The sequence below is a fragment of the Pseudoalteromonas sp. UBA2102 genome, assembly GCF_002331165.1.
GTDB lineage: Bacteria > Pseudomonadota > Gammaproteobacteria > Enterobacterales > Alteromonadaceae > Pseudoalteromonas > Pseudoalteromonas atlantica.
In genome coordinates this window covers 1-12,984 of sequence record NZ_DCYU01000027.1, presented here as the reverse complement: position 1 = coordinate 12,984, position 12,984 = coordinate 1, and the positions used below count along the sequence as shown (strand labels likewise).

General features: G+C 42.3%; 16 protein-coding genes. 7 read left to right on the top strand and 9 right to left on the bottom strand.

Features of this window, described 5'->3' with window-relative positions; genetic code table 11:
* The 5 genes from B2R65_RS03030 to B2R65_RS03010 form a co-directional block, all read right to left on the bottom strand.
* A partial coding sequence (locus B2R65_RS03030) for an amidohydrolase (RefSeq protein ID WP_286740925.1) occupies positions 1 to 942 on the bottom strand: 942 nt, incomplete at its 3' end.
* Between the two features lie 131 nt (positions 943 to 1,073).
* Positions 1,074 to 1,310 (bottom strand): EF-hand domain-containing protein, encoded by a 237-nt coding sequence (locus B2R65_RS03025; RefSeq protein WP_286740924.1) that lies wholly within the window; start codon positions 1,308 to 1,310, stop codon positions 1,074 to 1,076.
* 8 nt (positions 1,311 to 1,318) lie between these two features.
* Entirely contained in the window at positions 1,319 to 1,555 is a 237-nt protein-coding gene (locus B2R65_RS03020) for an EF-hand domain-containing protein (RefSeq protein ID WP_024033183.1), read from the bottom strand.
* 287 nt (positions 1,556 to 1,842) lie between these two features.
* Positions 1,843 to 2,070 (bottom strand): EF-hand domain-containing protein, encoded by a 228-nt coding sequence (locus B2R65_RS03015; RefSeq protein WP_004586102.1) that lies wholly within the window; start codon positions 2,068 to 2,070, stop codon positions 1,843 to 1,845.
* A 25-nt stretch (positions 2,071 to 2,095) separates the two neighbouring features.
* The gene (locus B2R65_RS03010; RefSeq protein WP_286740922.1) at positions 2,096 to 2,329 is read right to left on the bottom strand and encodes an EF-hand domain-containing protein; all 234 of its coding nucleotides are present in this window, start codon (positions 2,327 to 2,329) and stop codon (positions 2,096 to 2,098) included.
* Positions 2,330 to 2,630: 301 nt separating this feature from the next.
* Here B2R65_RS03010 and B2R65_RS03005 point away from each other — a divergent pair, with 301 nt between their 5' ends.
* From B2R65_RS03005 to B2R65_RS02990, 4 genes are read left to right on the top strand one after another with little or no spacing between them, the layout of a single operon-like run.
* A complete protein-coding gene (locus tag B2R65_RS03005; protein WP_064385319.1) occupies positions 2,631 to 4,082 on the top strand; it encodes a sensor histidine kinase in 1,452 nt (483 codons plus the stop codon).
* Positions 4,083 to 4,086: 4 nt separating this feature from the next.
* Positions 4,087 to 4,608, top strand: coding sequence for a hypothetical protein (locus tag B2R65_RS03000; RefSeq protein ID WP_286740920.1), 522 nt, complete (start codon positions 4,087 to 4,089; stop codon positions 4,606 to 4,608).
* Between the two features lie 2 nt (positions 4,609 to 4,610).
* Positions 4,611 to 5,960, top strand: a complete 1,350-nt coding sequence (locus B2R65_RS02995; RefSeq protein ID WP_064385318.1) for a sigma 54-interacting transcriptional regulator — start codon at positions 4,611 to 4,613, stop codon at positions 5,958 to 5,960.
* Positions 5,961 to 5,980: 20 nt separating this feature from the next.
* Positions 5,981 to 6,481 carry a DUF1543 domain-containing protein gene (locus B2R65_RS02990; protein ID WP_024033177.1) on the top strand — a complete coding sequence of 167 codons (501 nt, stop codon included), beginning with the start codon at positions 5,981 to 5,983 and terminating at the stop codon, positions 6,479 to 6,481.
* An 8-nt stretch (positions 6,482 to 6,489) separates the two neighbouring features.
* Here B2R65_RS02990 and B2R65_RS02985 read toward each other — a convergent pair whose 3' ends face one another.
* Entirely contained in the window at positions 6,490 to 6,717 is a 228-nt protein-coding gene (locus tag B2R65_RS02985) for a hypothetical protein (RefSeq protein ID WP_004586108.1), read from the bottom strand.
* A gap of 125 nt (positions 6,718 to 6,842) precedes the next feature.
* Between B2R65_RS02985 and B2R65_RS02980 the strand changes: the two genes are divergently transcribed.
* Positions 6,843 to 8,093: a multifunctional CCA addition/repair protein gene (locus tag B2R65_RS02980; RefSeq protein ID WP_286740917.1), complete on the top strand. Its 1,251-nt coding sequence runs from the start codon at positions 6,843 to 6,845 to the stop codon at positions 8,091 to 8,093.
* Positions 8,094 to 8,101: 8 nt separating this feature from the next.
* Here the strand turns inward: B2R65_RS02980 and B2R65_RS02975 are convergent, their stop codons facing one another.
* The 3 genes from B2R65_RS02975 to pdsR form a co-directional block, all read right to left on the bottom strand.
* The gene (locus tag B2R65_RS02975) at positions 8,102 to 8,266 is read right to left on the bottom strand and encodes a hypothetical protein (RefSeq protein WP_024033174.1); all 165 of its coding nucleotides are present in this window, start codon (positions 8,264 to 8,266) and stop codon (positions 8,102 to 8,104) included.
* A 141-nt stretch (positions 8,267 to 8,407) separates the two neighbouring features.
* A complete protein-coding gene (gene pdsS / locus B2R65_RS02970) occupies positions 8,408 to 10,543 on the bottom strand; it encodes a proteobacterial dedicated sortase system histidine kinase (RefSeq protein WP_286740916.1) in 2,136 nt (711 codons plus the stop codon).
* Complete coding sequence (gene pdsR, locus B2R65_RS02965) at positions 10,543 to 11,232, bottom strand: proteobacterial dedicated sortase system response regulator (RefSeq protein WP_004586111.1); 690 nt, start codon at positions 11,230 to 11,232, stop codon at positions 10,543 to 10,545. Before pdsR ends, pdsS begins: the two co-directional genes overlap by 1 nt.
* A gap of 200 nt (positions 11,233 to 11,432) precedes the next feature.
* Here pdsR and pdsO point away from each other — a divergent pair, with 200 nt between their 5' ends.
* Positions 11,433 to 12,164: a sortase-associated OmpA-like protein PdsO gene (gene pdsO / locus B2R65_RS02960; RefSeq protein ID WP_024033170.1), complete on the top strand. Its 732-nt coding sequence runs from the start codon at positions 11,433 to 11,435 to the stop codon at positions 12,162 to 12,164.
* 46 nt (positions 12,165 to 12,210) lie between these two features.
* On the top strand, positions 12,211 to 12,984 hold a 774-nt coding region (locus B2R65_RS02955), incomplete at its 3' end, for a VIT domain-containing protein (RefSeq protein ID WP_286740914.1).

The window sequence follows — 12,984 nt, the reverse complement described above, 5'->3', positions numbered from 1 at the left end:
CGCAGCCCCGCGCGAGCCTAATGCACCATCGGCATATACTTTTACACTGCGGATAGACATAAACGATGCTGCATCTTGATAGCGCCCTGCCTGAAGCATGTGCTTTAAATCGGGGCTAGCAGCACTTAGCATGGCGACTATTCTTAGTGGCAAATTACCTTGCTCGCTGCGCTCTTTGTAAACTTCCCAGGTGGTTTTATCGATACCGGCATCGTGAGTAGAGGTAATGCCTAAGCTTAATAAGTGCGCGCCTGCGGCATCTAACGAGTCGCTTATAGCTTGTTTTGAAGGGGCGCTCATATGCTGGGTAATTAACGACTCGGCCTTATCAACAAAAATACCAGTTGGATTGCCAAATTCATCTTTAATAATTTCGCCGCCGTCAGGGGCTTGAGTTGCTGCGGTAATACCGGCCAGCTCTAAGGCTTTGCTGTTAACCCAAATTGCATGGCTGTCAACGCGCGAAAGTACCACTGGACGGTCATTGACTGCTTTGTCTAAGTCTTTGGCGGTAGGAAAGCGCGTGTCGCTCCAAAGCTCTTGGTTCCAGCCTCGCCCTAATATCCAGCCTTGTTTATTTTTCGCAAATTGTTCTAGCTTTGTGGTTATTTCAGCGACCGATTTAGCGCCGCGTACATCAAGTTGCGATAAGTTATCGCCAAGGCCAATTACATGCCCGTGAGCGTCAATCAACCCTGGCAGTAACGTATTACCTTTGGCATCAATAAGTGTGGCATCAGGAAAAGTGCTTTTAAGCGTATCATCTCCAGTTTTAACAACTTTACCGTTTTTAATCACTAAAGTAGAAAACGTTTGAATACCACCTTGGTATAAGGGGGTGTAACCATTAGCGTTGTAAATGACCTGCGTTTGCGCAATCGCAGTGCTGCTTACAAATAAGCCGGCAAGCAGTAGTGGGTTAAATAGTTTTTTGAGTTGCATAAGTTGGTTATTTTTTATTGTTAGTAAAATAACACTAGCAAACTCACTTTTAGAATACCAATATGTTGAGGTAGATAGCTTAAAAGCGTAAGGGCTGTTAAAAATTTAGCGCTTACGCTTATAAAAAAGAGTTACTTACTGGCGTATATGCCATATTCCGAAAGGGTAAGTCTGCCGTCTTTATCTTTATCATAGCTTGAAAAACGCGACCAAAGGGCGGGGTCAATGGCGGTTTCTGAACGGGTTAAAAAGCCATCCTGGTTACGGTCAAACTTTTCAAATTTATCGGCAACTTCTGTACTTTGGCCAAGGCTTACATCGCTAAAAAGGCCCAGCGCAACAAGCGCTAAATAGCTTACGGTCTTCATACTTATACTCAGTAAAGGTTATTGGTTAAATAGTCTTTAAACTCAAGAAGCGAGATTTGTTTGTCTTGGTTTTTATCCCAGCGAGTAAAGGTGCTGAGTAGCTGAGGCTGTGGCTCTAATTCGTCTTCTGTTAAGAAGCCGCTTTTATTGGCATCAAGGTGATCAAAACGTTGTTTAACATCTAACGCAACAGCATTAAAGCTGATCATAGTAATAGCGATAACACTAAAAAAAACACACTTCATGGTTTTCCTTCCAACATACAGTGTTTGTAGATTAATAAAAAAAGCACTTGCCATAATTTAACTTCCCAACATTAAATCCGTTTACACATTCCCTCAGGGATTATGGCAAATGCTTTTGAAACCTACCTTACTAGGTAAAAGCTTAAGTAAAACTTAATTAACTTCAGCTGTGGATAATAAATCTATTTTAAGCAGCCCGTTTAGCGCTAACTGATTAAAATTCTAGCCAGAGAAAAAGGTTTAAATATCGTTACTATTGAGTTTGTTATTAAAGCGCTTAATCACAATTAAGGTTTAAAATTTTGAAACTCTTCTTTAGAAATTTTCTTGTCTTGGTTTTCATCTAAATCGGCAAATTGCCTCATTACTTCTTTATCTTGTTTGGCTTCTGCAAGCGATACTGCTCCATCCATATCTTTGTCTAAATGAGCAAAGCGAATGTTGACAGAAGAGGCTAAAGCCGTGGCGCTAATGGCTAAAAACATTAATGCAAATGCTGCAATAAGTTGTTTCATAATCATGTTCCCTAATTAAATGAATTTACTGAATAAACTTTTTGAATTCACTTAGCGACAACTGGCCATCTTGGTTAGTGTCTATTTGTGAAAAGTTTTCGTGTAGTACGGCATCTTCACCCGCTTCTGATTCGCTAAGTGTGCCGTTACTGTCTTTATCTAGCTCATTAAAAGTAGCTTGAACGTCCATAGCTATTGCATCTGTGCCCATAAACCCAAAAGCCAGCATGGGTAAAATTATTAAAAAGCGGTTGTTCATTTAATTTCCTTATTGATTAAAGTTGCACTCACTATTACAAAAATAATGCCAATTTAAATAGGTGTTTAAAATCAATGGTTTATATTTTTTATGGGGCGCTGGTCGGAATTTTTTACTTAAATGTGTGTTATTTTTGCAACAGGCGGTACGTGCTGTTAGTCGTTAATATAGTTATCAATAGCTTAGGGTGTTGCTAAATGGCAACAAGTGGTTATATTGGGTTAAATATAGAAGTTGATTCAGCGAGAGTATAAGGTAAGTAACTAAAATAGGACGCTTAAAATAATAAAAGGAAATGATAATGCCTGTAACGTTGGCTAAAAAGTATCGTGCAATGCTTAATTGGCGGCCTAACTTAATAGGTCAGTTTATAATTAGTATGCTGCTGTCGTTACTGCCGCTTAGTTTGGTGGTTATTGTTTTTTTAAATGCGTTAAACAAACAGCTCGCTGTTACCCAGCTTATTGTTAGTAATAATTACCAAGTTACTAAGTCGTTTAATTTTTTAAAGCAAGAGCTTAATAGCCTAGAGCGGGCAACGCGACAAAACTGGGTGTTAAAAAGCGAGTCGCTCGACACGTTAATAAACGAAAAATGGCAATCCTCCTTACAAACAATCGACACGCTCAGCCAAGCCAGTGCCACACAGCAATACACTATGCAGTGGCGCCGCTTAGCAACAACATTGCGTAGCACTCATCAAGCTTTAATTGAAAATAACCAACAAGATGCTGCATTGTTTGTGCCTATTAGCGATTTAGTGGCTGAGCTTACGGTGTGGTTGCGCGATACGAATGCAGCACAAATTCAAAACAACCAAAGTGAATTAAGTACTTTACAAAGCTCGTTTATTAACTGGTTAGTGGCGCTTATTCCGCTTACTTTACTAGTGGGTGGGGGCTTTTTATGGCGCATAAGTAAGCGCTTAAAAGGGCTTACGTCGGTAATAGATAAACTAGGACAAGGCCACTGGCAGCAAAAAATTGCAGTGCAAGGCTCAAGTGAGCTGGTGGAATTAGGCGAAAAACTACAATGGGTGCAAGAGCAGCTACATATGCTTGAGCAACAAAAAGATACCTTTTTACGCCATGTAACCCACGAGCTTAAAACGCCGTTGGCTTCAATGGTCGAGGGCACCGATTTACTTAGTGATGAAATAGTCGGCCCCATTACAAAAGAGCAGCAAGCCGTACTGGAGCTTATTAGCCAATCTATGGTGCGTCTGCGTACTATGATTGACAGCCTACTTAGTTATAACGCTATCAGAACCAGTAAAGACAGCGTTAGCGAAGTCGAATTTGGCAATTTAATAAATAAAATAAACAGCCATTTTGAGCACCGCTTAACGGCTAAGCAGCAACGCTTAAACTGGCACAACAGCATAACAAAACAGCCACTTGCATTACCCGCAGAGCTGATAGAAATGACCCTCATCCAGCTCATTTCTAATGCGTTAAAATTTTCAAATACAGGGCAAAGTGTTGATGTAACCTTAGCGCTTGAGCAAAAGCTATTAATAATGCAAGTGCGCGATGAAGGCTGTGGTATTAAAGAGCAAGAAAAAACCCAGATATTCAGCGCATTTTACCAAGGCAAGCATAATAAAGATGTTACGCTGCAAGGCAGTGGCTTAGGTTTAACCATAGTAAAAGAGTCGGTTGAGCAGTTACAAGGCCAGCTTAGTGTTGAGCATAACCAGCCCCAAGGCTGCTTATTTACAATAAAAATACCTTTAATTAATCAAGGAGTTTAATAGCATGCGTACGCGTTTAATAGCTATTTTATGTGTGCTCAGTAGTACGGTTGTTTTAGCTGGGTGTGAAACAAATAACACACAAACAGCAGCAGTGTCGCAGGAGGTTAAGCCTGCAAAAAATGCGGTGCCAAATCCTAAAAAGCGCCCTAAAAGTGACCCCGTTTACCCCAGCGCAGAACGTGTTGTTGCATGGCATGCTAATCAATGTGGCGGTTTTAAAGTAAAACCAAGCCTACATACTTATTTAGGTGAAAAAGAGCTAAAACGTTTTTTTAAATTCATGTGTGTTAACACCACAAGTGCGCCAGAGGAGGTGATGACACGATTACAAAAACTCGATTTAGCCTACTTTTGGCCTGAGCCAATAAAACAATATTTATGGCTTCAAAAGCAACATGTTACTCGGCAAATAAATGCCCTAAAAGAGCAGCAGGCGTTAAATGACAAAATGCAGCAAACGTTATCGTCTTTAGCCACCATAGAGCAGCAGCTGTTACTACGCGAAGACACTAAGGAGCAGTAATTATGGCAACACACACACCACAAGGTGCAAAAGTATTACTCGTTGATGACGATGCAAGTTTACTTAAATTACTCGCGCTAAGAATCGAGTCTAAAGGGTATGAAGTAACAACCTGCGAAAGCGGCATACTTGCATTACAAATTCTTAAAAACCAAGTGTTTGATGCAGTTATAACAGACCTGCGTATGGACGAAATGGACGGCATGGCCTTACATCGCCAATTACAAAGCCGCTACCCAGCACTGCCGGTTATAATGATGACAGCGCATGGCTCTATACCCGATGCGGTGGAGGCGACAAAACAAGGCATTTTTGCGTTTATTACAAAACCGGTAGATAAAGACGAGCTGTTTGACAGCCTAGCCAAAGCCATTGAAATACATGGCGTAAACGCAGAAGAATCGCCCCAAAAAAGCAATATAGTAACGCGCAGTGGCGCTATGTTGCACCTCCTTGAGCAAGTAAAGTTACTGGGGCCAACCCAAGTAAATGTACTTATTTCTGGCGCCAGCGGCACAGGTAAGGAGCTGCTGGCTCAGGCGATTCATCAACACAGCCATGTAAGCGAAGGACCTTTTGTGGCCATTAACTGTGGCGCAGTGCCTGGGGAGCTTTTAGAGTCAGAATTATTTGGCCATAAAAAAGGCGCATTTACAGGGGCGGTGAAAGATCACCAAGGTTTATTTCAGCAAGCTCAAGGCGGCACCTTATTTTTAGATGAAATTGGCGATATGCCGCTTAATTTACAAGTTAAGTTACTGCGTGTACTGCAAGAAAAAACCATACGCCCGGTGGGCTTTCAAGAAGAAATTCCTATTGATGTGCGCATTGTATCGGCCACTCACAAAAATTTACCCGATGCGATTAGCAATCAACAATTTAGGGAAGATTTATACTACCGGCTAAATGTTGTTAATTTAAAATTACCGCCGCTGTGTGAGCGCCGAGAAGACATAAGCCTGCTCGCCCAGCACTTTAGCGCAAGTATTGCTAAACGTATGAACCAAAAAGAAAAGCGCTTTGCAAACGATGCCATGCATGCACTAGTACGTTACGACTGGCCTGGGAATATTCGCCAGCTACAAAATGTTGTAGAGCAAGTGGTCGCATTGAGCGCCAGCGAGGTAATTTCTGCGCACTTAGTGTTAAACGCACTTAACTCAAACGAGGCCAGTGCAGAGCCGCTTTCTCTAAATGATGCCAAAAAAGAGTTTGAGCGCGATTATGTAATAAACACCCTCAAAATGGCCGGCGGTAACGTAGCCGAAGGCGCAAAGCTTGCCAAACGTAATCGTTCGGATTTTTATAAGTTAATAAAAAAACACAATATTGATGTCGATAATTTAGTGTAATTTAAGAGTAAGGTTATTAAATGCAGTTATTTATGGTGTATCTAGGCGGGCGAATTCAAGGCTGCCACATAGAAATGCACGATATTCGCTTTGTCGTAGGGCAAAGCATTGAGCAAACTTATTCAAAGCTAAAAAGCCAATGGGTGGGCGATAAAAACAATGTGCATATGGACAGCTACATGGCAATTAACCATATCGACGGTTATAAAGTAGAAGTCGTTGATACCTACGTTGAGCAAAATAAGCAGCTGTATTTTGTTAATTTAGGCGCTTACAGAAGCGACTCTATGGCTGAGCAACACGACTTTGCATTGTATGTTGCCAGTAGTGCTGCAGAGGCCAAGCAGCGCGCTAAAAGCGACTTGCTTGCAGGCCTTAGCCATATTCATAAAGATGATTTACATGATGTAGATGACTGTTTTGCTATAGACCTGCTAGACAGCCAATTAAATATTAAGCTTACGCCAAGTGGGCATGCTCAACCAATAAAACCAGATTGGTTTGGGTATTATATTCTTTAACAGTAAAATTAAGAGTCTTGCTCGCTTTGCTCATTGGCTTCGCTTTTAGCTGCCATTTTAAATGCCACAATAACTAGGCCAAACATCGCAAAGGGCAGCGCTGCCAACATGTATTCAACCATGTTGCTATCTTGAAAGTTAGCCTGTAGTAAAAAGTGACCCGCCACGCACATTACAATAACCACAAGTAATATAGGCAGTAGCATAAGTTCTTTTTTTGATGAATGATTTTTCATTGAATGTAAGGCTATGGCTTAAAATAAAGCGCTATTGTAATGAGCTTATTTAAGCTTGGCAAACTATGGTGATTTTAATGGTATGATCGACATCAAATAACCACCCAGTGTGATTAGGATAAACAGTGAAACACAACCTTAAGCAAGTTTACCTTGTTGGTGGCGCGGTACGCGACCAGCTACTTAATATAGCATCAAAAGATAACGACTATGTTGTTATAGGCGAAACACCCCAAACTATGGAGTCGCTTGGTTTTGTGCCTATAGGAAGTGATTTTCCGGTTTATTTACACCCAAAAACAAAAGAAGAATACGCCTTGGGTCGCACCGAGCGAAAAAGCGGTAAAGGCTATACCGGCTTTGTGGTAGATGCCAGCCCTAATGTCACCCTTGAAGAAGATTTAGCACGGCGCGATTTAACCATAAACTCAATGGCACTTGATGAAAACGGCACCGTTATTGACCCTTTTAATGGCCAAAGCGATTTACACAATAAAATACTGCGCCACACCACAGAAGCCTTTGTAGAGGACCCGGTAAGGGTATTACGCATAGCGCGTTTTTTAGCACGCTACGGAAGCGAATGGCGTATTCACCCAAGTACTTATGCATTAATGCGCGAGCTTAAAAACAAAGGTGAGCTTAATCATTTAGTGCCCGAGCGCGTATGGCTCGAAACCGAAAAAGCGCTGGGTGAAAAACACCCTGAACTGTATTTTCAAGCACTACATGGCTTAGGTATTTTCCCAGAAATAGAGAGTATGCAAGGTGTGCCGCAACCTGCAAACCACCACCCTGAAGGCGATGTGTTTGTTCATACTATGTTGGTACTTAGGCGCGCTGCCGATTTAAATTTTAATTTAGAAACACGGTTTGCGGCACTCACTCATGATTTTGGTAAGGCCCTGAGCTTTAAAAAACGCGGTAATTTACGCGGCCATGAACGCGAAGGGGTAGCCATAGTAGAAAAGTTTTGTGAGCGTTTAAAAGTGCCTAATCGTTTTCGCGATATTGGCGTACTCACCAGCGATAATCACACCTTATGCCATACGCTTGAGCAATTAAGGCCACAAACGATTCATAAATTAATTGTCACTAATTTAAATGCATTAGTGCACCCAGAGCGATTTATTGCGTTTACCCAAGCATGCCAATGTGATGCGCAAGGGCGCGGAGAAACGCTCGTAAATAAGCCCTATCCGCAAGGGGCTAAGCTGCGTGCAATTTTTAATGAATTACAAAAAATGGATAAAAAGCAGGTAGTGCAAACAGCACTTAAAAATGGCAAAAAAGGCCCAGAAATAGGCGAAGAGGTAAAGCTGGCAGAAATAAACTGCATTAAAGCGTTTTTACAAAACGAGCAAGCAACGCAATAGGTAATACCCTAGCTGAGGTATTCAGACACGCCTTCGTTTTTAACTTGTTCTGGCTGTCGTAAGTTTTTATATGTAGAGGTGGCAGGCTCTGAAGGCAAGCTAGGTGCTTGCTCTTGGGGCCTGTATAGATCAAAAATAAATTCGATCTCTTCACGCTCAAGTGGATTGTTCATGATCTATTCTCCTTAATTAGCGTTCAGGGTATGGCCGTCTGACTGAATTAAAAGTGAATAGTTACATTTTAAGTTGTACTAATTTGTAATCGATGTGCAAAAAATAAGGGCGGCTCAGCAGGGCGCCACTTTATGCACAGCCTAGCTTTGTAAAGGCAGGGTTACTTTAAACACCACGCCATTACCGCACTCGTTGTTTTGCGCAGTGACACTGCCTTTATGGTAATCACACACCAGCCTTACAATATAAAGCCCCAAGCCTAAGTGCGGTTGTTGCTGCATCTGCTGGCTGCGTACCGACACCATAGAATCAAAAATATGCTCAGTTAGCCCTTCAGGCAGGGCGGGGCCTGTATTACTCACTGTTAATATTGCTTTATTTTCGCTCTGCTTAAGACCTACATTAATAGCCGTATTTGCTTCACTAAATTCCAGCGCATTATTAATAAGCTTATCAAGTAGCTGAGCTATAAATTCGGGAGCACCTTGCATAGGTAAAGGGCTTTGGCATACATCAAGGTCAAATAACTGCTCAGGGTAAGTGAGCTGGTAGCCTTGCATACAGCCATTAATTACTTTTTGTAAATCAAACGGCTCGCTCTCGTTGCTTTGAATGCTTTGTTCAAGGCGCGTGGCTTCGCTCATGGTGGTTATTATTTTACCTAATCGCTCAACCCCTTCACTAGCTCGCTCTAGGTATTTTTGGCTAAGCTCATTTTGCTCCAAGCTTTGTAGGTTTTCTAAAGAAGAGCGAACCACAGCCACCGGTGTACGTAGCTCATGAGATAACCGCGATGACATATTTTCTAAATAATTCGTGTACCCGCCTAAGCGGCCAACAATATTGGCGAAACTTCGTGAAAGGTCGCCTATTTCATCGTTTGAGTCGCTGTAATTAATACTGCCGGTAATGCGCCCTTGAGCATCAATAGCTTGCTCTGCGGTGTCGCGCAGTCGCCTAATGCGGCTCGAAATACGCGAGGCAAAAAAGAACAACGTAACGGTACCAATTAGCATCACCGCTAAAATAACGTTAAAAAGCTTTTCGAGCGATTTATTACGCAGGGTGCGTACACCGTTAGTGGTTTCCTCGGCGATTACTGCGCCAATCACTTTATCTTCTATCCAAATAGGGTATGCCGCCGATAAAATAACGGCTTTACTGTCGGGCGTTAACCGCCAAGACGACGCTGGTTGCCCCTTCAGTGCCTTAGCTAAATGCGTGCCCTGCATTGAGGCAACATCGTGCAGGGTATCTAAAAATTCGTTTTCGGGGCGAGTTAAAATTTTATAATAAAGTGGGTGCAAATACGTTTGCTCAAAGCGTTGCCAGGCATTTTTAGGCGGCTGGTTTTTAAGACCGTCGGCCCATACGCCATCGGCATTTTGAATTGTGCCCGACTGCGCTAATACGCGATGATGATTATCAACCACCCAAATACGGCTACCACTGTGACCCATACCTTTTAAAATTCGGTTAATTTCTGGTGAGGGCACCAATACCGAGCCTAAATCGCTTGGGTTATTTAAATTAGAGGTCGACATTGTTTTAAAATCGAGCGGCGCTTTTTTTGTGTCAATATCGACCACGGCAAAGCCTAGCTTGTTACCAAGCATATTTATAGGAAAGCGCAGCTCTACGTTATATCCCGATTCAGTGCGTATAAAATAGCCCTGAATTTTTGTAAACGGTGTTTTGGTATTAGCATCAAACGCATTTACCCAGCCATCTTGGCGTGGGGCAATAATGTACGTATTAAAATCTCCGGCTGGGCTTTTTAGGCCAATTATTAAATGGTCGTTATTAGTAATGCTTAAACTATTTTTAGCACGATATACAAGGTGATCGTCAGTTACTTTAAACACGGCATATAAATAGTTATCAAACTTGCCAACCATATGATCAAACGATAAATCCTCAGCTTTATGCTCCTTGTCTGCTTTTTGTAAATAGCGTTTATCGTAATGCCAAAAGAGTGGTTGATAGCTTTGCCAGTCGCTCAGTTTGCCATCGAGTTGAATGGCGTTTTTAAGATTGTACGCATATAAGTCGCGCCCTTTTACTACCTGGTCTAAAAAGTTGGTTTGTTCATCAAAAAGGGCTGGGCGTTCATGCAGAGCGGTGGCGAGCGCGCGAGTGGTGCCTACGAGGGTTTTTTCTTGGCCTTGGCGTAAAAATTTTTCCATTTCCCACACGTACTCGTAGCCAAGCCAAGGCAGTAAAAACAAAAAACACGACAGTAATATAAATTTACTGCGCAGGCCAAATCGTAACATTAGCGTTGTTCCCACCTGTAGCCCATGCCGTACACCGTATCTATGCAGTCAAAGTTGTTATCAAGGGCGATAAACTTTTTACGAATGCGTTTTACATGCGAAGTGATAGTACTGTCGTCTACGTAAATTTTTGCATCGCTCATTAAATCGTTACGGCTTTTTACATGGCCTGGGCGCTGCGCAAGTGAATGCAACATCCAAAATTCAGTCACGGTTAAATCAACTAATTGCTGCTGCCAAAATACTTGCATGCGCTGGGTGTCGAGCGTTAACTGGCCACGTGTAATTAATGCATTGGCATCGGCGGGTTGCTCAAGCGCTTCCATGCGTCTAAATAGCGCGCCTATTCTGGCAGCCAAGTGGGCTAAACTAATATCTTTTGTTAGGTAGTCATCGGCGCCCATACGCAGGCCACACACAGTATCTATTTCACTATCGCGGGCGGTTAAAAAAATAATAGGCAGTGTTTTAGAAAGCGTACGCAAGGTTTGGCAAAGCAAAAAACCGCCGTCTATTTCGTGGCCTAAACCAATATCAACAATGGCTAAATCGGGTAGGGCGTCTTTAAATGCAATCTCTGCGCTGACGCGGTTAGCAAAGCCACTTACCTGGTAACCCTGGGCGCTAAGCATTTCAATATAGTTTTCGCGGATGGCGGTTTCATCTTCAATGATGGCTATTTTTTTCATTCTACTCACCCTTATTTATTTTAAAACGCACTATATCGAAGTTTTTCAGTTATGTACGCTTAAAAAGGCAATTGCCATTTTTTTGCCACAATTGCTCAGCGGTTTGCCATTTTTGCTCCCCTTTGTTGCCACTTGCAGCTGTTTTAATACAACCATCAAAACAAAACATCACAAATTAAAACAAGTTTAAGGATTACATTATGAAGAAGACATTAATCGCATTAACGCTAGTAGCCACAGTGTGTACACCTGCATTTGCAGCAGCCGCTAACACCCCTTCTAAAGAAGCACATAAAGAAACTGCCATCGGCTTAGGTACTGGCGCCATTATTGGTGGTGTCGTTGGTGGGCCAATTGGTGCTTTTATTGGCGCATTTGCCGGGGGCTTAATTGGTGATTCAAAAGTAGCTGATGACAAAATTGCCCAGCAGCAGAGAGCAATAACAGTGATGCAGCAAAAAACCAGTGACTACCAACAGGTACTTAATCAAAACAATAGGCTAGAGCAGCAGTTAGATGTACTGACTAATCAAAATGAGCAGTTAACACAATCGCAAATAAATAACTTACTCGCCATGACAGTACAATTTAAAACAGGCTCAAGTGCTATTGCCCCGCACTTTGCTACGCAGTTAGACCAGCTTGTGGTGCTGTTAAAAAATCAGCCGCAACTAGCATTAGATTTAAGTGGCTTTGCCGATCAGCGCGGTGATGAGCAAGCGAATCTTTTATTGTCTAAAAAACGTGTAAACGCAGTGCAAAGTTACCTTATAAAGCACGGCATTAGCCATACACGTTTAAGTGCGCACGCTTTTGGCGAGCAACAAACATTAGCGCGCAGCAATACCGTAGAAGATAACTTTTTTGATCGACGCGTAACACTTACTACCCGCTCAATAAACCCAGTAAATGGCCAAACGGCAAGTAACTAAAGCCACTTTTATTTGTGTAAAGTTAAGCGTTCGATGGAGTGATTTTATGTTGAGTAACCCAACCAAAATGCTTACTAAAGTAAGCATTTTTATTTTCTTAGTGGCTGTGCTTCTACTTAGTTTTAATAGCCGGGCACAGTCGCCCAAGCTTGAACTTTTTGACAGCAGCGGTACCCCTGTCGCGCCGGCAATTATATTAAAAAGCGATGCTAACATGACCCTAACCGGGCTGATAAATCACGTGGTCGTTAAGCAAACTTATCAAAACGATAATCCGTTTGCGGTAAATGCGCGTTATGTGTTTCCGCTACCTGGTGAAAGCGCCGTACATGCGATGACGATGCGCATAGGTGAGCGAGTCATAAAAGGCCAAATAGATAAAAAAGTAGAGGCCGAAAAAAAGTATCAGGCAGCTAAAAATGCAGGCAAGCAAGCCGCACTTGTACGCCAGCAGCGCGCTAATATGTTTATTACTAACGTGGCAAATATAGGCCCTGGCGAGCAAATTGTGATAGAGCTTGAATACCAAGAGATCATTGATTACAGCAATGGCACCTTTGCTATTCGCTTCCCAAGTACCATTACGCCGCGCTATCACACAATAAGCGCAAATATTGAAGCTGCGCAAACTAGCCTAACTCACGCTCCTCAGGGGTGGTTAAGCCCTGTATATAGCAAAACGCAGCACAGTGAGGCGCCAAACAGCCAATTTAGTTTAAATATTAATATAGATGTAGGCTTAGAGCTTGTAGATATAGCGTCTAAATTTCATCGTGTAGAAGTACAAAACCCGGCTTTTGGGCAATATACGGTTGCTTTA